This is a genomic window from Sphingobacterium allocomposti, from assembly GCF_008124885.1.
GTDB classification, from domain to species: domain Bacteria; phylum Bacteroidota; class Bacteroidia; order Sphingobacteriales; family Sphingobacteriaceae; genus Sphingobacterium; species Sphingobacterium allocomposti.
Window position 1 is genome coordinate 77,004 of sequence record NZ_VNHX01000018.1, and the last position, 22,195, is coordinate 99,198.

Genomic DNA, 22,195 nt, shown 5'->3' on the forward strand with positions numbered 1-22,195 from the left:
GCAACGGCCACGTCGATTATCGGCATGGCCGTTGTTCTATAATACTTCACGTAATTTCGCGTCAAGCGCTTCGCCGTGGAGATTCCGGGCGATAATAATTCCGTTGGGATCGACCAAAATGTTCTGTGGGATGGAACGCACTCCATACAAAGTACCGGCAGCATTTTGCCAAGCCTGCAGATCGGAAATGTGTTTCCACGTTAGCTTGTCTGTTTCAATGGCGCGCACCCAATCTTCCATTTTCCGATCGAACGATACACCTAATATCTCGAAGTTCTTATCTTTAAACTGTGCGTACGTTTTTACGAGATTAGGATTTTCCCTCCGGCAGTCCGGACACCACGACGCCCAGAAGTCGATAAGTACATATTTTCCACGTAGGTCGGACAATGAAAAAGGCTCACCCTCTGGCGTCAGCTGCGTAATCGCGGGCGCTTTTTTGCCTACTGACGATTCCTCCAAACGCTTTAGATAGTACGCAAATGCTTTTCCCTCTTTAGACTTGCGCACGGATTTATCTAAACCTTTAAATAGACCGTTTAATTCGTTGTAGTCGGGGTAGTACCCGCCGACACGCTGAATAGTTTTTAAGCTTTCTATGCTCTTTGGGTTCGCTTTTACCTGAGCGATAAGCTCCTCCTTCGTCTGTGCAAAAATGAAGCCCGGCAATAACAGCAAAGCCATGAATAGTAGATTTTTCATCTTTCTTTCGTAATTAATGGGCCAAATATAAATAATCTATTACTTTAGTGGAGTAATTCAAATGTAAAATGTCTACCACGTTTCAAAGTCCTTTCTTCCAATCGAAGCTGCCCACCACAGCTTTGAGCATTTTTTCCCAGATGTCAGCCCTGGCGGAAACCCACGGCGCCGTGAACCTCTCCCAGGGTTTTCCCGACTATCCGGTAGCGGAGGAGTTGCTCTCTCTGGTTGATCGATATATGCGCAAAGGGTACAATCAATATGCGCCGATGGCGGGAGCTTTACCCTTAAGGGAAACATTGGCTGCGAAAGTAGATACGTTATACGGTGTGGCAGTCGATCCTCAGGAGGAGATCACGGTTACGGCCGGCGGAACACAGGCACTGTTTACCGCGATCACGGCCGTAGTACGTCCCGGGGATGAGGTCATTATTTTCGAACCGGCGTACGATTCATACAGGCCCAGCGTGGAACTGTGTGGAGGCAGGGTCGTTCCGATCCGGTTAAAAGGGCCGGACTTTAAGATAGACTGGGGAGCCGTTCGCCGTACTATCACCGCACACACTAGGTTAATTATTATAAACAATCCGAATAATCCGTCGACCAAGGTACTTACGCGGCAGGATTTAGAAGCCCTGGAGCAGCTACTGCAGGAATCCTCCATATTTGTCCTCAGCGACGAAGTTTACGAGCACATGGTTTTTGATGGTCGGAAACACTATTCTGTGCTCCAGTTTCCCGGGCTCCGTTCCCGGAGTTTCACGGTGGCGTCTTTTGGGAAGCTTCTGCACGCAACCGGATGGAAAATGGGCTATGTTGTCGCTCCTCCTTCACTGACCGCGGAGTTCCGTAAGGTGCATCAGTTTAATGTATTCAGTGTCAATACACCCATGCAGTATGCCATCGCAGAATATCTGCAACGGGAAGAGCACTATTTATATTTGTCCCCCTTTTTTCAGGAAAAAAGGGATTATCTGACGAAAGGTTTGGAGACGTCGCGTTTCCGTGTGCACCACAGCGAAGGAACATATTTTTTACTGGTAGACTATTCGGAAATCAGCAGCCAGTCTGAGTTGGCATTTGCAAAGCAGATGGCCGCCGAATATAGAGTGGCGGCGATACCGCTATCGGCTTTCTATAGCGAACCAACCGAGCAGCGATTGCTAAGATTATGCTTCGCTAAGGCGATTCCCACACTGCAGCAAGCGGTCGACCGGCTCCTAAAGATATAGCACAATCGATTGCACGACGCTTCCTGCATTTTTTTGCCTGATTTCGCCTGATTTTTTAGATTTCATATCGTTTTATTGTTAAATTTGTTATTCAGGTTGTTAACAATATAATATTCCGTATTAATGGCAAGATTAAACTTATTGGAGGAGACGCGTTTTGAACGTGTTCCTGTTAAGGTATATCCCAATCAAGAGGTTGCCTCTGTCGACGTTGCTAGACGCATAGCAGCAATCATCAAAGAGAAACAGGGCAGAGGTGAAACGGCAGTTTTGGGTTTGGCTACCGGAGCGACGCCGATCAAGGTGTACCGGGAGCTGGTTCGCCTGCACCGTGAAGAAGGCCTCAGTTTCAAGAACGTCGTCAGCTTCAATTTGGATGAGTACTACCCAATGAAACCTGACGCAGATCAGAGCTATGTGACGTTTATGAACAAGCATCTTTTTGATCATGTCGATATTCCCCGCGAGAATATTAACATTCCGGATGGCACGTTGCCGGAAGATGCGGTACACGCGTTCTGCGAGGCGTACGAGCAAAAGATCTCTGCTTTGGGCGGTATCGATATTCAGCTCCTGGGAATTGGGCGGACAGGACACATCGGTTTCAACGAGCCTGGATCAGCACCCAACTCCGGAACCCGTCTTGTTATCCTGGACGATCTTACACGCCGTGATGCGTCGCGCGACTTCGGGGGGAAAGAAAATGTGCCGACCAAGGCAATCACCATGGGCGTGGGCACAATATTTAAGGCCAAAGAGATCATTCTTATGGCCTGGAATGAAAAGAAAGCCGAGATAGTAAAAAAAGCAGTGGAGGGAGAGATATCATCTGATATTCCGGCCACATATTTGCAGCTGTCCGATCATGTGGAATTCGTGCTCGACGAAGACGCCGCCTCGCATCTGACACGTTTCGACCTGCCTTGGCTGGCACACGATGTGGTGTGGACAGACTCGTTAATTAAGAAAGCGGTCGTATGGCTTTCCCTAAAGCTTAACAAGGCAATTCTGAAATTGACAGACGACGATTATAACAACAATGGTATGGCCCAGCTCGTGACAGAAAAGGGACCCGCCTATAACATTAACATCCGGATTTTCAACGAACTCCAGCGCACGATTACGGGTTGGCCGGGAGGTAAACCGGGGGTAGACGATTCAAGCCGTCCCGAAAGGGCTGAGCCGTCCCGAAAAAATGTTCTTTTATTTTCTCCTCATCCGGATGACGATGTCATCTCAATGGGCGGTACCTTCATTCGTCTGGCAGACCAGGGACACAATGTCCATGTGGCGTACCAAACGTCTGGAAACACGGCTGTGTGGGACGATGACGTACTTCGCTACCTGGAGTTTGTTCAGGATTTTGCCAAGGCGATCGACGACGACAATGGCGTAACAACACGGATATATAACGAAGCCCGGGAGTTTTTCAAGAGCAAGCAGCCGAACCAGGTCGACCCTGAGATTATCCGTACCATTAAAGCGCTTATCCGTAAAGGAGAAGCCATTGCCGGGGCCCGTTTTGTGGGACTTCCCGACGCGAACATTCATTTTCAGGACCTTCCGTTTTACGATCGCGGAAAGTTTTCCAAAGACGTCTCCTACGAAGACGATATTCAGCAGACCATCGAGCTGCTGCGTAAGGTGAAGCCGCACCAGGTATTTGCGGCGGGCGACTTCGCCGATCCGCACGGAACACATAAGGTGTGTTTTGATATCCTATTTGAAGCACTGAAGCGCCTATCAAAAACAGACGAGTGGACAAAAGACTGCTGGTTATGGTTATACCGCGGAGCTTGGCACGAATATCCGATACACGAGATTGAGATGGCCGTGCCGCTATCGCCGCAGGAGGTAAAACGGAAGCGGCTAGCGATCTTTAAGCATCAGTCGCAGAAAGATGTGCCGGTGTTCCCGGGGGATGATCCCCGTGAGTTCTGGGTGCGGGCGGAAGACCGCACGAGCGAGACTGCTGAACTTTACCATAAACTGGGACTTGCGGATTACGAAGCTATTGAAGCGTTCGTCCGCTGGAGATTTGACTAAAAAGATAGGCCGTCTAGCGGTATACCCCGATAGACGGCCTTCTAAGTAAGTCGTCACCATCCCCGCACGGAGTAAGGATGACGGCAATGCAATCTGGTTACAATCGTGTCTGTCTTCAAAGGCATTCATGAGCTCACTGCGTCCGGTTGTCGCGTCGTACCTCTCTTGGCGATCTCGTATTTGTGATTCTGCTACTCGTTAACATCGTATCTATAGAAACACACGCGCTCTATGGTTCGGCCCAGATAGGACTTAGGAATGATAAATTATCCAGATACGATACATATCTGAGGGAACGACGGTAAAAAATTGTCATGTTGCGCTTGTCGAACACACCATTTAATGAAAATGTGTTGTCCTTCGACAATGTCAGGCTGAGCCTGTCGAAGCCCAGGACGCACCAAAAGAAAGCTTTGACCGCGTTTCTTTACCGAACCCAGAAATTCACAATAGTATGCAACCCTATTTGTTTTGCTATTTTAGTTCCCTTGCTTGGTTGGCATGCCAATGTCATGTTGGCTTGTCTGTTTTCTTAAACCTTATGCGTCGCGATGCCGGGTTTTTATTGTCTTCATTAAGGCTTCTTCTATCATCACAGCAATAACGTGAGTATTTCAAACTCCGTAAGTTCTACGGAAGCCCCCTGTAGCAGGAAAACAAGATAACGGAGGGAGGTAGGTAATATCCCAAAAAACTTCTTGAAACTCATGCTGAAGTGCGTGGCATGCTTATAACCGGTCATCCGGGCCACATCGGCGATCCGCACGTCGTCATTTAAGATCAGCTTCTTGGCATAAAGCATTTTCGTCTCCAGCGTGTAATGCATGATCGTCTTGCCGACGTGCTGCTTAAAATACTTTTTTAGATACTGCTCGTTCGTTCCTACAGCCTTCGCAAGCTCGCTGATGGTATAGCTTCTGGACAGATTCTGCTCGATCAGTTTCTGCGCTTGCATGATCTTCTCCAATAAGGGCGTGTGAATGGCCGTATCCGTGCCGGATGAGACCGCCTCGAGCTGGAGGGCCAGTGCATCGAGTAAGATGCTTTGCATACGGATACTTTTGGCGATATGTTCGGATCGGTGGTGATCGAAAGCCAACTGTTTTAAGAGGTGCAGGCGATTGGTGTCTGCGACGGCTACACGGCCATGTAAAAACTGGCAAAGAGGGCCCGTTAACGTTTCTTCAGGGATGAAAACCACCATCATGCCTTCGCTGCTGGGAGCCCCTTTTAGCCGGAATCGCTGCCCAGGGCCAATTTGCTGGATAATACTTTCGTTCTGTTCAGCACTTATGGGTGAATTATCCAAGTGGTAAAAAAAAGGGACGGAAACCTGGCAGAATATATTAATGTACCCCGCAGCGGGAAATGTCAAATCGAAACTGTCGTTTTCGGCTAGTACGGCATATGCCAATGACGTATGGATCCTCTCAAAATTTCTCGCGTTTTTTGAAGGGATATAATTTTCGGAAGTTATATAATTATTTTCCAATTTTATCATCTACGCTATTTAGATTAATTCTATTTTTGCGTCGTCCTCTAATTTAGACTTGATCTAAAGACGTTCAAATATAGTACATTAATCTAGTATAATGAAACAGCTTTTTTCCGTAATCCTATTTTTTAGCGCGTTTACTTCGGCTTTTGCGCAGTTTGGGACGCTGAAAGGAGTGGTGAGGACATCCGGTGGCGACGCGGTTAATGGGGCGACACTGAAAGTTATAGGAACTGCACTGACCGTCATGTCGGATGAAAGAGGCGCTTATGTCTTAGATCGCGTTCCCTATGGAAAACATATGCTGGAAGTAAGCTCCGTAGAAGTACACCGTGAACGGATTGCCATAAATATCGACCAGGAAGTGCAGGAACGCCATATAACGGTGAAAGCAAAAGGAACGATCGGTATTGAAGATGTACGAATAGAGGGTAAGACCGTGAAAAGGGATATAGAAACAAGCGGATTTGCAGTCGCGGTTATCGAAACCAAAGAAGCCTCGCTTAGAAACCTCACGACCAACGAACTTTTGGATCGCGCCGTCGGTGTGCGCGTAAGACAAAATGGTGGTGTGGGTTCACAGGTAGATTATAATTTGAACGGGATGTCCGGGAGTACTATCGGGATATTCATAGACGGTATAGAATCCTCGACTTTTGGCTCATCTTTTAATTTGAATAATATTCCGCCGGCGATGATTGAACGAATCGAAGTCTACAAAGGTGTGTTACCCGCACATTTATCAGGAAATTATATCGGTGGAGCGATAAATGTTGTCTTGAAGAAAGATTTTTCCCAAAATAATATAACTGTCGCGGCATCCTATGGGTCTTTTAATACCTATAATACCGATGCAAGTGCAATTTATAGAGATAATAAATCTGGATTTACTTTTCGCGGAAGCGGCTTTCACACGCATTCAGACAATAGCTATACAACGTGGGGAGAATCGACGACTTATGTAGATTACCGGGGAGCTGTAACTCGGCCGTTTCGAGCCGAACGTTTCAACAACGTCTATTATTCAACAGGAGGGCGTTTTGAAGCTGGCTTTACAGACGTCAAATGGGCGGATGTCTTTTTCCTCGGATATAACATTTCCAAAAGCTATGCAGAAGTGCCACATGGCATATCTATGGCAACACCTTATGTAGGACGTTTTAATGAAAGCAAGGCCAATGTCCTTAGCCTAAATTATCTTAAAAACAATTTGTTTGTGGAAGGGCTGACCTTAAATGTGAACGCTACAGCGAGCAACAGGAATACCTATTTGCAAGATACCGTGACTTATCTGTACAACTGGGATAACACGATTCGTGAGATAATCGACGATGGCGAGCGTAAACCCCTTCGGAGGATTTATACGGATGAACTCGGTCAGATACGCTATATGGCGCAACAGGGAAGGCCAACGATGACTAGCGTGGACCGGAACATAATCAATTCGCGTTCCAACTTAGCCTATACCGTACTCCCCGGACATAGATTGTCGCTAAACCATACCTATCGAAAAACAGATAGAGATGATAATGATTTATTGAACCCGGTTGACAAAGATTTGGTGACTACCAGCCAAAATATTCAGAATATATTGGCATTTAACTATGAAGCTCAGTTTTGGCAGGATAGGGTGAGAACAAACGCCCAACTGAAATACACGGGAGACCGCAATAATCAACGAAGAGTGGATTTCGTGAATCAAGGCGGACAGCAGGTCATCCATAGCAGGGATACCTCTATTTATTCAGACAACATCGGATATGCCTTCGCACTGGCGTTTAAATTTGCTTCCAGATTGTATCTGGTAACATCGCATGAAAATTCGTACGTTTCTCCGACCGAAACACAGATGTTTGGAGAGCCCGAACAAAATATCATCTCAAATCTTGATCTGAAACCGGAGAGGAACGCAAACTTTAATCTGGGCGTCCGTACGGACGCTTTCGATTTTGACAAACATAGAGTATCCGTGTATGCCAGCGCATTTTGGCGTAACGGCTATGATAAAATAGCAACAGAAACACTCGACGCGTCCGAAATCGACAACGTTGATAATGCAACGTTGGATGTCACAAGATTTATCAATCTCGGTATGACCCAGGCACGAGGTTTTGAAGCAGAGATAATATACATATGGAATAACAGGTGGAATACCGTGTTTAACTTTTCCAAGTTTAACAACCTTTACAAGCAGGAATTTGACGATCAGGGCAATCCAAGCCCTTACCATAATCAGCAGGTTGCCAACGAGCCTTACTTTAATATCAACTTGAATACACAGTATCGATTGAATAATGTTTTTCAACAAAAATCCGTATTGAATTTGTACTACAATTTTGGTTATGTGCATTCCTATAATATTGCTTGGGGCAATCCAAACTGGGGGATTACGCCTACGCAATATATGCATGACCTGGGGATGAGCTACCGTTTTCCGTCGCAAAGGCTTGTGGCTAGTGTTGACATAAAAAATATGTTTAATGGCGAGCTGTACGATAATTTTAAAAAACAGAAGCCCGGTAGGGGTATATATCTAAAGCTAAATTACACGATCAACAAATTTTTATAAAAAATATAAATTACTTAATAGTATGAAAAATAATTTATTCAAAACGGCTCTTTATGGCGCAGTTATAGCAAGCATATCTTTGGCTGGTTGTTCTAAAAACAATGATCCCAATCCCGACGAGCCGGGAGGACAAGAAGGCACACGGTGGATTACCTTGGCTGCTGCGCAATCCAGTGGGACGGGGGGAGCGCCTCCTACATCAGCTAATGGTAACGGTGGTATTTTCGTCTATGGTATAACCCACGAGCAGGCCATAGACCCCACTTTTGAATTGGATATCCACACTGGAGCAAATAGAGGCTTTCAAATTACTTCTCCCCGTACATCCCGTATACAAGCGTCTGAAGATGGATCAACCTTATGGGATATCCAGTATACCGGGGATGATGCCGGCGTATTTTCAAGCTATGCTGTAAATGGTCAGAGCAACTATGAAATGGTCGGAAGACAGGTCAATACTCAGCCCATATTGGGGAACAACCCGCGGTGGGTTAAATCAACAGATGAGATCGGTATCGCGGTTAATTCAGATGGCGAAACATTAACCACAGAATACACCGGAACAGGGCTAAATGCCACGTTTGTACGTAATGTGCGGACGGTTTCTATTGTTTCTTTGGACCTTAAGGATCCTGGGATGACCAATACGCGTCAAGTCCCTGTAGCATTTCCCGATGCGCTTGCTGCACAGGGGTACACATTGGGTCGTGTTGATGTGCCGGTACTAAATAAGGCGCAGGATAAGGTTTATATCGGGTGTAATGTGAGCAAGATAGACCCTACCAAGCCAACATTAAATTCGAATGGTCAGGTCGTTTGGACAACAACTGATCCAAATAGGGAGATAGGAACGGTGACGCTAGTGATGGATTATCCGTCGTTCAGAAACCCTGAATTTATCATTTCTGAAGTAGCACACGTTAATAATCACGGTTATAGAACTAAAAATCAATATGTAGCAGACGATGGCCATGTTTACCAAGCGGCTGCTTCACACGGTACAGGGCATCAAATATTGCGCATTAGTAGTTCGACCAATAAATATGACGATTCTTATGAATTCAATCTGAACACGGCTTTGGGTATAAATGATGCGGGCATAGCCGTATGGAAATATATCAAAGGCGGTATCGGTGTGGTATTGTATAGAAGAGGGGGAAGTGGGGCTCATCTGGCATTGATCGATTTAAATGCCAAGACAGCAACGCCGATAACCACGGATATACAACAAGCCGATGAGGATTTGTCTACAGCTATAGGGCAATATCAGAACATTACTACTGTAGGCGATTACGTCTACGCGCCGATATCTCCGTCCGGCAAAGATGGCAACTTGTGGGTGATCAATTGGAAAACGGGAGAGGTTACAAAAGGAGCCAAATTAAAAGGATATTCTTTTGCGCATTATATTGGTTCTTATTAATTGTATAACAATGAGATCAGGTAAAGCGTATCTTTGCTTTACCTGACTATAAAGAAAATAGAGATGAAAAAAATCATTTTATCCGCATTCCTGCTCGCAACGTTGACTGTTTCCGCGCAGCAACCGGCTCCTTCCAATACCCTAATGAACCCCGATTTCTGGAAATCCAAACCATCCATTGAACAGGTAAAAGCGGAAATAGCCAAAGGCAATAGCCCGTCTGAGCCCGATGCAGCTTCCTGGGACCCGACAGCGAGAGCTATTCTGAATGGGGCTCCCCTGGAAACTATTAAGTTTATGGTCGAATACGACGGTAATGGTGTCCACAAAAAGACCCATCACAGTGCTTCCTACCTGCACTGGGCCGCGGGAACAGGAAACGCAGATTTAGTGGCCTACCTTATCGAAAAGGGTTCAGACATACATCTGAATGACAGTCACGGCCGTTCTGTGGCCGAGAATGCTGCCGTAAGTAACAGCAGTGATAACCTGGCGGTGCTGGAGGCCCTTTTTAAAGCGGGCGTAGATCCGAAGCAGAAATTTGGCGATGGTGCCACGTTGTTATTGCTGGGGATCGCCACAGACCCCGAGCTTACCAAATCTGACTATCTTGTGTCTAAAGGGCTGTCATATGCGGACACCGATGAATACGGAAGTACGGCGGTGGACTATGCCGCGAAATTGGGCAACAGGACATTGATGGAAAAATTGGTGGCTAAAGGTATAAAGCCGACGAACAATGCCTTGTTCTTTGCGACACAAGGTTCACGGATGCACCAAAACGGCCTTGAAACCTATCAATATTTGGTAGAACAACTTAAGCTCGACCCGAAAGCGATCTATCCGAAAGACGGCGCCACAATTCTACATCCGCTGGTTCGCCGCCCCAATGCAGAGGTAATCCAGTACTTTCTCGAGAAGGGTGTGGACGTCAACAAACGCGATTTAGAAGGTAATACGGTGTTGATGAATGCCGCTGCCGGAAGAGACGCGGAATTGGTTGCCACGCTGATAGAAAAAACTGCAGACATTAATGCGGTCAACGATAAAGGCGAGTCGGCATTGACCAAGGCCGTGGCCAACAGCTCCGCGGAAGTGGTGGCGTTGTTATTAAAAAAAGGTGCCGATGTACAGGTGGTTGATCGGGATGGAAACAACCTGGCGTCTTATTGGTTTAACTCGTTCCGCGAAGGCAGAGCCGGAGGTTTGATGGGCGCTCCTCAGGGCCAACGGCCGGAGGCCGCTGCGTCTGGTCGCCCGCAGGTAGACGACTTTTCAGAGAAGTTGGCTCTATTAAAAGATCACGGACTGGATGTAACGAAGCCGCAGGGCAACGGAAGCTCGCTGTTTCACCTGGCCGTGGCGAAAGAGAGCGTTTCCCTCGTTAAAAAAGCGGCAGCTCTAGGTGCCGATATCAACGCTCAGGACGCCGAAGGAACAACAGCGTTGCACAAAGCGGCTTTAATAGCGAAAGACGATGAGCTGCTCAAGACGCTGGTAGCGCTGGGCGCAAAAAAAGACTTGAGAACAGAGTTTGATGAAACCGCGTATGAGCTTGCTCAGGAGAACGACTTTCTGAAAAGCAACAACGTGTCTGTCGATTTCTTAAAGTAATCCCCTTCACCGTCATTCGACGAGGACGAGGGAGAAACTACGGTTAGGACGGAAAGAAGTTGCAAGGTAAATTCAGCTCGTCTATTCGTTTTCAGATTTATCGGAGAGGGGCCCTTGGGTCTCCTGCCGATGTTGTTGAAATAACGTTTAAAAGAGGGATGTCGTCGGATGACGTTTTAAAACCAGTCCTCTTCGATGTTATGAACGGTTTAAAATAAAGTTGTACAGTACATGACGCTAGTTTTGTCGTGTGCCAAATAAAATTGATAATGAAAATAGTACACAAAGTGGCGGTAGCGTTTGTTTTCTGCTTTGTAGCAAATTTCACGCTGGCGCAAACCAGCAAGTACAAGTGCATGATTCAAATGACCGCTTATCAGGGTGAAAAAGCCTATGTCATTGTTTCCCTGGTCAACCCCAAAGGTGAATATGAAAAAACACTTGCCGTACTTGGCCCTGACAAACAGTGGTTCAACACCTTAAAGGAATGGTATAAGTTCCAGACAAAGACGCGGGAAAAAATCAATACAGTTACCGGAGCGTCCGTGGGCGGGGGCGACCGCGCCGTGCGCACCCTTGAAATCGACGATTCAAAACTGAATAAAGGATATAAACTGCGCTTTGAGTCGGCCGTAGAGGAACAGAAATACCATGTTAAAGACGTGGAGCTCGCGGTAACGCCTGAGGGGCTGGTAAAACGTACGGAGGGTAGTGGATATATCCGTTTTGTTAAACTAAGCAAGGTGCAATAAAGCTGCGAGGATGACGCTATCTATCTGGCGCTATGCCCATCTGGCCTTAGCCCTTGTCTCTTCGCTGTTTTTGCTGATTCTATCGGTTACAGGTGTGATCCTGGCCTTCGCTGCCGTCGAAGAAAAAACATATGGCTTTAAGGTGAGGGACTTCGGGGAAATAACCTTGGCCCAGACCGTGGACGCGCTGCAGGAAACCTATCCTGAAGTCGTCGAGCTAACGGTAGACCATAATCAGTTTGTTGCAATCGATGCATTCGACGAGAACGGCGAGCCTGTAAAGGGGTACATCGACCCGAGGACAGGCGCCATGCTTGGAGAACTAAAACCTCAAAGCGACTTCGTCCAATGGAACATAGCGCTGCACCGATCTCTTTTCCTCAAGGAGACAGGCCGGGCCATTGTGGGGGTGGTTTCCTTTCTACTGTTTCTCATCACGATTTCAGGCGTTGTTCTGATTGCAAAACGCCAGCAGGGCCTGCGGAATTTTTTTGCTAAGATCAACAAAGATTCGTTTTCCCAGTATTTCCATGTAGTCACCGGGCGTCTTTTCCTTATTCCCGTATTGTTGCTTGCCTTAACGGGCACCTATCTTTTTATGGTCAGAATGGGATTGGTGGGAAGCCAAAATAGAAATATTGCTACTATCGTCGCCAGTGAAGATACGAAAGGCAGGCAAGCAGTAGATTTTCCTGTATTTCAGGAGACTTTCCTTGCCGACGTGGAGAAAGTAGAGTTTCCCTTCGTACCGGACGATCCGGAGGAACACTATGTGCTGAAGCTCAGGGATCGCGAGCTGGTGGTTAACCAGATTACGGGCACAATCGTCGAAGAAATCCGGTATCCCTATAGCCTGCTGCTTGAAAAGCTCAGCCTCGACCTTCACACGGGACGAACAAGCGTAATCTGGGCCGTTATCCTAGGTTTTGCATCGCTGAACATCCTGTTTTTTGTGTATACCGGCTTTGCCATAACCATCCGGAGGAAAGGAACAACAGTCAAAAACAAGTTCAACCCGTCGAATGCGAATTACGTTATCTTAGTAGGGTCGGAAAATGGCAGTACATGGTTTTTCGCCAACAAAATACATCAACAGCTGCTTGCCTTGGGACAAAAATCTTTTCTCACCGACATGAACAGGTTTGCATACTTTCCGGAGGCCACACATCTCCTAATCTTCAGCTCAACCTATGGTTTAGGAACGGCGCCGGCTAACGCGGTACAGTTTGAAAAGCTCGTTTCGAAATTTCCGCAGCGCCATTCTGTGCGGTATTCGGTAGTCGGATTCGGATCAAAGGCTTATCCGGATTTTTGTGCATACGCCAAAAGCGTCGATACGCTGTTGTCAAAGCAAGGCTGGGCGGTACAGCAGCTCGGCGTCTGTACGGTCAACGATCGGTCGGTCGAGGAATTCTTAAGTTGGGGCCGTGCCTGGAGCAGTCAAATGCCTTTCCGTATCGACCTTACTCCAGCGCTATATACCTCTAAAATAACGGGTCTAAAAACCTTTTCTGTTCTCGAAAAGACGGCCGTCAGTGAGGATAATGCAACATTTAGGGTGGTGCTTCGGCCGCAACGCAGACGCTCGTTTCAGTCGGGTGACCTCCTGGCCATTTATCCCGGCGACGATGGCCGCGAGCGGCTGTACTCCATCGCGAAGGTCGGAAACGATATACAGCTGATGGTTAAGCTGCATCCGGATGGGCTGGGTTCCTCTTTCCTTTATCGTTTAGAGAAAGAAGCGCGGATCAAAGGCCGGATAATAGTCAATAAGGGATTTCATTTTCCTACCAAGGCACCTGCAGTTGCGATGATTGCCAACGGCACCGGTATTGCTCCGTTTTTGGGCATGATTGCGGAAAACAGGAAGAAACGACCAATCCGTCTTTATGTCGGCTTTCGCCACGGCAACGCGCTCACCGAGCAATATCATAGGTTTGCTCAGCAGGAAATCGCGGACGGTAGGTTAGCTGGCTTTAACATTGCTTTTTCGCGTGGCGACAATCCGCAGTACGTGATGGACCTGGTACGGAAAGATGCAGATTTTTTCCGTGACCTGCTAGAGAGCGGCGGTGTTGTCATGATCTGTGGATCGCTGGCTATGCAGAAAGATATAGAACAGCTTCTTGCGGGGATATGTGCTAAAGATCTGACCTCTTATGGCAGGCAAATTCTCACGGATTGTTATTAACGTGATGATGAAGTGTGTAACGGTAATACTGATTTTCCTTTGTGGTATAGGTGTCCCGACGGCTGACGCCCAGCTTCTGGTCAAAAAGCAGCTCACCAAGATGGGATCGCTTTTCGATATCACCGTCGTCGATCGGGACAGTACACAGGCTCTTCAGTATATTGACAAGGCCGCTGCAGAGATCGAACGTATCGAAAACCTCATCTCCGAGTGGCGTCCGCATACACAGATTTCCGAGGTAAACAGGTGCGCCGGCATCCGCCCTGTGAAAGTGGATGACGAAGTTTTTGAGCTTACACGCCGGGCCATCCATTATTCCCAACTTACTGACGGGGCGTTTGACATCAGTATTGCTGCTTTGGACAAAGTTTGGGTATTTGATGGAAGCATGGATCGGCTGCCGTCTGACGAGGCAATCCGTCGATCGGTGAAGCGTGTCGGATATCGGCATATTGTCTTAGACACCGTGAAAAAAACCATTTTTCTGGAGAAGAAGGGCATGAAAATAGGCTTCGGTTCAATTGGCAAGGGCTATGCAGCAGATAAAGGCCGAGAGCTCCTCCGGGCCTTGGGCGTAAGGGGAGGAATTGTTAACGCCTCCGGAGACCTTTCCGCCTGGGGCACACAGCCTGACGGTCAGCCCTGGAAGATCGGCGTGCGTAACCCGTTCAAGGCATACGACGTGTCCAGGATACTACACATCACCTTTAATTCCGTTGCTACCTCTGGGAACAATGAAAAGTTTGCCGAGATAGACGGCAAACGTTATGCACATATTATTAATCCTAAAACGGGATGGCCATCCAGTGAACTGGCTAGCGTTACCGTGTCGGGCCCTTCCGCCGAATTTGCCAACTTTCTGAGCACGTCGATCATGGTCCTGGGTAGCCGCGAGGGTAAAAGGCTGCTAAAGCAATTTCCGGAATACCGGGCAATCATTGTGAAAGATAAGAGGAGACGCTGATCAATCGGCCTTATCGCCCATGATCCGCCCCATAATCATCTCGATCACTGCCACAACAATCGCAAAAAGCGTCGCCGTCCAGAAGCCGCTTACATCGAATTTACTTCCCATAAGGTTGTCCGTCAGCATGATCATGAGCACCGTAATAATAAACGACACCAAGCCGAACGTAAGCCAGTTTAGCGGAAACGTGAAAATCCGTAAGATGCCACCTACAACGGCATTGACAAATCCTATGACCAAACCGGTTACTATTGCCCATCCAAATCCTGCCACCTGAGCTCCCGGAACAATAAATGCTGCTACAGCAATTACAAGGCCCGTAATAAACAAACTGATAATAAATCGCATACGCTATGGTTTACATCTAACAATGTGTATGACTGGTCAAAAAAAATGCCAAAAAACAGAAAATTATGTCTATAAAAAAAGATATAAAAAGTCCGGAGATGGACGCCGACATTCTGCGGAAAATTGTCTATCTTTAAAGGAACGATTATAAACGAAACTTTCGTGACAAACGTCAAGGATCGCAGTTATCCACTTGCTGGCTCAAGCTTTTGCGAATGAATACGTTTGTCAGAAAGAGAAACACGAAAGAATAACCAAAAATATTCGGAAAGATGAAAAGTTTAATGACGACCTGTTGCGCCTTGCTTGTTTCTATTTTTGCATTTGCGCAGAATGCCGACCCCATACTCGGGAAGTGGCAAAATCCAAGCGGAGAAGGAAAGATAGAGATTTACAAAAAGGGAGATAAATACTTCGGTAAACTCTATTGGATCAAGGACGCGAACAAAAAAGACGAAAAAAATCCTGACGCGAAGCTGCGGAACAGAAAGATTCAGGGGCTTGAAATTCTGTCCGGCTTTACGAGGGATGGACAGAACTATTCGGGAGGACAGATTTACGACCCGAAGTCGGGGAAAACGTATAGCTGTAAAATGACGGTTAAGGGACCCGACAAGCTGGATATTAGAGGATATCTAGGCGTGTCGCTCCTCGGCAGAACGGAGACCTGGAAGCGTATAGAGTAGCCGTCGGGAAACGCCTCTTTTTAAATTTTTTACTTTTAAATTTTTACTTTTTACCGTACTTTGGTGAAAACAACTTGCCATGTCCGTTAACATGTCTTACGTCGAGAATGTCAAACTTGCGCTGCAATCGATTATCAGCAACAAGTTGCGTACCTTTTTAACGGCGTTAATCATCGCAATCGGTATTATGGCGCTGATCGGAGTATTAACCTCTATAGATGCTATCCAGAGCTCGCTCACGAACTCTTTCTCATCGATGGGGTCCAACTCGTTTAATATCCGGAATCGGGGCGTGAATGTCCGCATAGGCGACTCCGGCAGTCAGGCCAAGGTGTTTCCTTCTATAACGTATCAGGACGCGCTCGATTTTAAGCGTCGCTTCGACTTCGACGCCGTGGTATCGTTGAGCGCAAATGTCACATGGGGAGCCACGGCAAAATATAAGGCCGAAAAGACCAATCCTAACATCGGTGTGCTTGGTGTCGACGAAAACTACCTCCAGACATCGGGATACAAATTGGAAGACGGCCGGAACCTGACCGCTCAGGATGTTGATAATGCCACAAGTGTGGTGATCATCGGTCAGGAGGTTAAAAGCAAGCTGTTTAAGAACAACAAGAGCCCTGTCGGGGAATATATAACCTTGGGTGGCGATCGTTTTACCGTTGTCGGCGTGCTCGAAAGTAAGGGGTCCAGCGCGGGTTTCGGAGCAGATAAAGCCTGCTTTGTCCCCTTATCCCGCGGTAGGGCTATGATGGGACAGGTTAACCCCTCCTATACCATCACGGTGATGACAACCGATCCCTTTAAGATGGATGGCGCAGAGGGGGAGGCTATTGCGACCTTTCGGAAGGTGCGCGGATTAAACGCGAAACAAACGAATGACTTTGAAATTGTAAAGTCCGATGCGGTGGCCCAGATATTGATGCAAAATCTGGCTTTAGTCACCGTCGGCGCAATCGTTATCGCCTTTATAACGCTGGTTGGAGCCTCTATAGGTCTCATGAATATTATGCTGGTTTCCGTAACCGAGCGCACCCGGGAGATAGGTGTCCGTAAGGCGATAGGAGCAACACCGACCGTTATCCGGAAGCAGTTTCTTATGGAGGCCATTGTAATATGCGTAATGGGCGGAATCGCGGGCATCGTTCTCGGTATTGCCATAGGCAACCTGCTCGCGTTAACATTGGGAGCAGACTTTATTGTGCCGTGGAAGTGGATGTTACTGGGACTATCCGTCTGCGTAGGGGTGGGCATGATCTCGGGGTATTACCCGGCGTCGAAAGCCTCGAAACTCGACCCCGTAGAGGCTCTGCGCTACGAATAAACAGTGCGCCCCGCCAGCTTCCTGCGGTGTGCACGCCGGTTGTCATTTGTCATATTCGTATTCTGAGAGCCAAAGCGATTTTGCCAGGCTGCGCCTGCCGAAACTTCCGGATAAAAAATAACTTTTTTCTGAAAACGGATTTTGTCGTGGAGCCTTTCCTGCGTTATTCTAAAATAAGCGCTATCTTCGTAGTATCAAAATACGTCTTTTGATCATTGACTTTAACGTCTAATTTTTAAAAATTCTAACTTTTAATTTCTAATATGTACAAAACGTTAAAACCGGCATTGGAAAAAGAACTTGCAGCCATCAAGGAGGCGGGTTTATATAAGGAAGAGCGAATCATTGTCACGCCGCAGGGGGCAGACATTCAGGTGAATACAGGGCAGGAAGTGATAAATTTCTGCGCCAACAACTATCTGGGGCTGTCTTCTCATCCCAAGGTAATAGAAGCAGCGAAGAAGGCTATTGATTCGCATGGATATGGAATGTCGTCGGTACGATTTATCTGCGGAACACAGGACCTACATAAAGAGTTAGAAACCAAGATTTCCACCTTTTTAGGTACAGAAGATACGATCTTATACGCAGCCGCGTTCGACGCGAATGGAGGAGTGTTTGAGCCACTATTCGGAGCGGAAGATGCTATCATTTCTGACGAGCTGAACCACGCTTCTATTATCGATGGTGTCCGTTTATGCAAGGCGCAGCGCTTTCGGTACAAGAACTGCGATATGGACGATCTAGAAGCGCAGTTAAAGGCCGCAGCAGGGGCACGGCACAAGATCATCGTCACCGACGGTGCTTTCTCCATGGACGGCTCCGTGGCACCCCTGGATAAGATCTGCGATCTGGCCGACAAATACGAAGCATTGGTAATGATCGACGAGTCCCATTGTTCAGGCTTTATCGGTAGAACAGGACGCGGTACACACGAACTGTTCGATGTGATGGATCGTGTAGATATTATTACAGGGACACTGGGCAAGGCACTCGGCGGCGCGTCAGGTGGCTTCACGTCGGGACGTAAAGAAATTATCGATATGTTGAGACAACGCTCGCGTCCTTATCTTTTCTCAAATACGCTGGCTCCGGCGATAGCGGGAGCCTCCGTGGCTGTATTGGATATGCTGAGCGAAACGACCGATCTGCGCGATAAGCTTGAGCATAACACAGGTTATTTCCGTGAAAAGATGGTAGCAGCCGGGTTTGATATTAAACCTGGGTTCCATCCGATTGTGCCGGTTATGTTGTATGAGGCTAAACTCGCGCAGGAATTTGCTGCGAGGATGCTCGAAGAGGGTATCTACGTGATCGGATTCTACTATCCGGTTGTGCCACAGGGAAAGGCACGTATCCGCGTACAGATATCAGCCGCCCACGAAGTGGAGCACCTGGACAAGGCGATTGCCGCGTTTACGAAAGTAGGTAAAGACCTTGGGGTGATTTAAAGCCGCGAAGCGCTGTCGCATTTCATGATCATTTCTCGTTATGTTTAAATATTAAGCAGTTTAACGGTAAAATTATGAAGAACGTAATACTTACGGCGATGTTATCCACAGCCACCTTTATGTCATGCGAAAAGGGTGATAACGGTAATTATATTCCCGGACAAGAACTACAGCTCAGCGACACGGATCAGCAGCAAATTAAGCGGACCAATGCGTTCACCGCAAACTTTTTTCTAGAAGTGACAAAGGACTCGCATAACGGTAACAATGCGTTCCTTTCTCCTTTTGGTATTAGCACTGCCATGGCGATGGTCTATAATGGGGCTGGTGGAGAAACAAAAGAAGCTATTTCTAAAGTTTTCAGATTTGATCAGATCGGCGACGCACAGCTCAACACTTATTACCAGACGCTGATTAAAGGGCTTCCTTTGGTAGAATCGCAAACAGAGCTGCATATCGGAAATGCCATTTGGCACAGCCAAAACGTGCCGGTGAACCCGGATTTCCTGAAAATAAACGAGCAGTTTTATGATGCTAGAGTAGGGAAATTGGATTTTTCAGACCCGAACGCGAAGGATGTTGTCAACAATTGGGTGAAAGAGAAGACGAGGAGCAAAATTGATAAAATACTCGAATCTACGTCCGCACGGGATCTCGCTTATCTCATTAACGCTATATATTTTAAAGGGATGTGGGAGCAAAAGTTCGATAAGAAAGACACAAAGAAAGCGGCCTTTCACCTTCCTACGGGCGGGACCGTTCAGGCCGATTTTATGCACAGGCGACATTCCTACGGCATGTTGACAATGGGCCCCGCGGGTGTTCTGGCTATCGAAATACCATATACGAACAAACGGTTCAGCATGTTGCTAATACAGCCTACAGATGCACTCGGAGGGAATTGGAGTGCCGTGAAGCTGGCGGAGTTTATCGGAGCCTTAGGGTCAGAGTCTGCGAAATTTCAGCCGACGTTGATGAATTTGTACCTCCCCAAATTTAAGTTCTACTATGAGCAGGATCTAAACGACGTGCTGACACAAATGGGGATGGGGATGGCCTTCCAAGATGATGCTGATTTTTCAAACCTTTCGGACAAACCTGCAAAAATTTCGGAGGTGAAGCATAAAGCGTTTATCGAGGTGGATGAGGAGGGGACGGAAGCTGCTGCGGTAACAAGTGTAGGTGTAGAGGTAACGAGTACGCCGCCAGAAGTGAGATTTGATCGGCCTTTTATATTCGTTATCAAAGAAAACAAAAGCAATCTGGTCCTGTTTATCGGAAAAATAAACAATCCGGTGAGCGGCGAGACAGCGGGAAGATGAGCGGCTTAATAAAATAATAATCCAAAAAATAAAAATTTGAGGGGCAAAATAATTATCTTTGCACCTCAAAATTTTTATAATACATTATCGCTCAATGCAAAACATCAGAAATATTGCGATCATCGCACACGTTGACCACGGTAAAACTACCCTCGTTGATAAAATCTTATATTTCACCAATCAGTTTCGTGAAAACGAAAATGCAGGTGAGCTCATTCTGGACAACAACGACTTGGAGCGGGAGCGCGGAATAACCATCGTTTCAAAGAATGTATCGGTAAAATATAAGGACACCAAAATTAATATTATCGATACTCCTGGTCACGCCGATTTCGGAGGAGAAGTAGAGCGCGTATTGAAGATGGCTGACGGCGTGGTGTTGCTTGTGGACGCGTTTGAAGGCCCTATGCCCCAAACCCGTTTCGTGACAGGTAAGGCGTTAGCATTGGGCATCAAGCCCATCGTTGTTGTAAACAAGGTAGACAAAGAGAACTGTCGGCCTGACGAGGTGTACGAAAATGTATTTGACCTTTTCTTTAATCTCGGAGCTACCGAAGAGCAATTGGACTTCCCTGTTCTTTATGGTTCATCAAAGCAAGGCTGGATGTCCACCGACTGGAAGCAGCCCACAACAGACTTTACCGACCTTTTAGAAGCTATATTAACACATATACCTGCTCCGAAGGTCTCCGAAGGTACATTGCAAATGCAGGTGACGTCGTTAGACTATTCCACATTCGTTGGGCGTATAGCAATCGGACGGGTAGCCCGCGGAACCATCAAAGAAAATCAGCCGGTGTCCTTGGTAAAACGCGACGGGAAGATTGTGAAATCCCGTGTGAAGGAGCTGCAGGTTTTTGAGGGGCTAGGACGTATTAAAGTGACAGAGGTACACGCCGGCGACATCTGTGCGGTGGTGGGTATCGAAGGCTTCGATATAGGCGACACAATTGCGGATTTTGAAAATCCGGAACAACTGGAGGTCATGCATATCGATGAGCCTACCATGAATATGCTATTTACCATTAACAATTCGCCGTTCTTCGGCAAGGAGGGTAAGTTTGTTACCTCCAGACATATTTATGACCGTTTGCAAAAAGAGCTGGAAAAGAACCTTGCTCTACGTGTTGTGCCGACCGAGTCTCCCGATGCGTGGCTCGTATACGGACGTGGTATCCTCCATTTGTCGGTATTGATCGAGACAATGCGTCGCGAGGGATATGAATTGCAGGTTGGCCAGCCACAGGTAATCGTTAAGGAAATAGATGGCGTAAAATGTGAGCCAATTGAAGAATTGGTTGTTGACGTTCCCGCGGATGTTTCAGGTAAGGTTATCGAGCTGGTGACACAACGTAAAGGAGAGCTGTTAGTGATGGAGAGCAAGGGAGAAATGCAGCATCTGGAATTCTCGATCCCATCACGTGGTATTATCGGTCTACGTAACAACGTTTTAACTGCAACAGCGGGTGAAGCTGTTATGGCCCACAGGCTGAAAGGGTACGAACCATGGAAAGGTACCATTCCGGGACGTTTGGCGGGTGTATTAATTTCGTTGGATACAGGTACCACAACCGCATATTCTATCGATAAGCTGCAGGACCGCGGCCGCTTCTTTGTCGACCCCGGCGTCGATATCTATGAAGGCCAGATCCTCGGCGAACATATCCGTGATAACGATTTAACGATCAACGTAACAAAAGGTAAGCAGCTGACAAACATGCGGGCCTCCGGATCGGACGATAACGTGCGCATCGCGCCGGCCATCAAATTCTCGCTCGAAGAATGTATGGAATACATTCAGGCGGACGAGTACATCGAGGTAACGCCGCAATCGATCCGTCTGCGTAAGATCTATCTGACGGAGAACGAACGAAAAATAAACGCAAAGAAGTTCCAATAGCGAACTGTACCATATAGCATGGAAAAGAGCCTCTCCTATCAAAGGGCACTGAAAAAGTCCCCTTAGAAAAAAGGTTAAAAAAAGGAGTGGAAAACAGCAGTTTTCTGCTCCTTTTTTCGTATCTTAATGTAGGCTTTAACGGACATCAGGATGCTCTCTACCCAACAAAA

General features: G+C 47.1%; 16 protein-coding genes. 13 read left to right on the forward strand and 3 right to left on the reverse strand.

The genetic code is table 11. The features are described from left to right. Positions 1 to 36 precede the first annotated feature (36 nt). Positions 37 to 702 (reverse strand): peroxiredoxin family protein, encoded by a 666-nt coding sequence (locus BC792_RS13135; protein WP_148909474.1) that lies wholly within the window; start codon positions 700 to 702, stop codon positions 37 to 39. A 68-nt stretch (positions 703 to 770) separates the two neighbouring features. Here BC792_RS13135 and BC792_RS13140 point away from each other — a divergent pair, with 68 nt between their 5' ends. Next, complete coding sequence (locus BC792_RS13140; RefSeq protein ID WP_148909475.1) at positions 771 to 1,934, forward strand: methionine aminotransferase; 1,164 nt, start codon at positions 771 to 773, stop codon at positions 1,932 to 1,934. A gap of 123 nt (positions 1,935 to 2,057) precedes the next feature. Then, a complete protein-coding gene (gene nagB, locus BC792_RS13145) occupies positions 2,058 to 3,980 on the forward strand; it encodes a glucosamine-6-phosphate deaminase (protein WP_148909476.1) in 1,923 nt (640 codons plus the stop codon). Between the two features lie 592 nt (positions 3,981 to 4,572). Here nagB and BC792_RS13150 read toward each other — a convergent pair. Continuing rightward, complete coding sequence (locus BC792_RS13150; protein WP_148909477.1) at positions 4,573 to 5,481, reverse strand: helix-turn-helix domain-containing protein; 909 nt, start codon at positions 5,479 to 5,481, stop codon at positions 4,573 to 4,575. A 91-nt stretch (positions 5,482 to 5,572) separates the two neighbouring features. On the opposite strand from BC792_RS13150, the gene BC792_RS13155 reads away from it, so the two are divergent. From BC792_RS13155 to BC792_RS13180, 6 genes are all read left to right on the forward strand, one after another. After that, positions 5,573 to 8,044, forward strand: a complete 2,472-nt coding sequence (locus tag BC792_RS13155; RefSeq protein WP_148909478.1) for a TonB-dependent receptor — start codon at positions 5,573 to 5,575, stop codon at positions 8,042 to 8,044. A gap of 22 nt (positions 8,045 to 8,066) precedes the next feature. Then, positions 8,067 to 9,467, forward strand: coding sequence for a hypothetical protein (locus tag BC792_RS13160; RefSeq protein WP_148909479.1), 1,401 nt, complete (start codon positions 8,067 to 8,069; stop codon positions 9,465 to 9,467). Positions 9,468 to 9,530: 63 nt separating this feature from the next. Beyond that, entirely contained in the window at positions 9,531 to 11,081 is a 1,551-nt protein-coding gene (locus BC792_RS13165) for an ankyrin repeat domain-containing protein (RefSeq protein WP_148909480.1), read from the forward strand. Positions 11,082 to 11,350: 269 nt separating this feature from the next. After that, positions 11,351 to 11,833 carry a DUF2271 domain-containing protein gene (locus BC792_RS13170; protein WP_148909481.1) on the forward strand — a complete coding sequence of 161 codons (483 nt, stop codon included), beginning with the start codon at positions 11,351 to 11,353 and terminating at the stop codon, positions 11,831 to 11,833. 10 nt (positions 11,834 to 11,843) lie between these two features. Continuing rightward, positions 11,844 to 14,024 (forward strand): PepSY domain-containing protein, encoded by a 2,181-nt coding sequence (locus tag BC792_RS13175; protein WP_148909482.1) that lies wholly within the window; start codon positions 11,844 to 11,846, stop codon positions 14,022 to 14,024. Beyond that, entirely contained in the window at positions 13,993 to 14,988 is a 996-nt protein-coding gene (locus BC792_RS13180; protein WP_246155056.1) for an FAD:protein FMN transferase, read from the forward strand. Before BC792_RS13175 ends, BC792_RS13180 begins: the two co-directional genes overlap by 32 nt. Here BC792_RS13180 and BC792_RS13185 read toward each other — a convergent pair whose 3' ends face one another. Continuing rightward, a complete protein-coding gene (locus BC792_RS13185; RefSeq protein ID WP_170250033.1) occupies positions 14,989 to 15,339 on the reverse strand; it encodes a phage holin family protein in 351 nt (116 codons plus the stop codon). A gap of 272 nt (positions 15,340 to 15,611) precedes the next feature. On the opposite strand from BC792_RS13185, the gene BC792_RS13190 reads away from it, so the two are divergent. From BC792_RS13190 to typA, 5 genes are all read left to right on the forward strand, one after another. Continuing rightward, complete coding sequence (locus BC792_RS13190; protein ID WP_148909483.1) at positions 15,612 to 16,025, forward strand: DUF2147 domain-containing protein; 414 nt, start codon at positions 15,612 to 15,614, stop codon at positions 16,023 to 16,025. A gap of 79 nt (positions 16,026 to 16,104) precedes the next feature. After that, positions 16,105 to 17,352, forward strand: coding sequence for an ABC transporter permease (locus BC792_RS13195; RefSeq protein ID WP_148909484.1), 1,248 nt, complete (start codon positions 16,105 to 16,107; stop codon positions 17,350 to 17,352). A gap of 263 nt (positions 17,353 to 17,615) precedes the next feature. Further along, a complete protein-coding gene (gene kbl / locus BC792_RS13200; protein WP_148909485.1) occupies positions 17,616 to 18,803 on the forward strand; it encodes a glycine C-acetyltransferase in 1,188 nt (395 codons plus the stop codon). 74 nt (positions 18,804 to 18,877) lie between these two features. Beyond that, positions 18,878 to 20,125: a serpin family protein gene (locus tag BC792_RS13205; protein ID WP_148909486.1), complete on the forward strand. Its 1,248-nt coding sequence runs from the start codon at positions 18,878 to 18,880 to the stop codon at positions 20,123 to 20,125. A gap of 94 nt (positions 20,126 to 20,219) precedes the next feature. Beyond that, positions 20,220 to 22,025 carry a translational GTPase TypA gene (typA, locus tag BC792_RS13210; RefSeq protein ID WP_148909487.1) on the forward strand — a complete coding sequence of 602 codons (1,806 nt, stop codon included), beginning with the start codon at positions 20,220 to 20,222 and terminating at the stop codon, positions 22,023 to 22,025. Positions 22,026 to 22,195 lie beyond the last annotated feature (170 nt).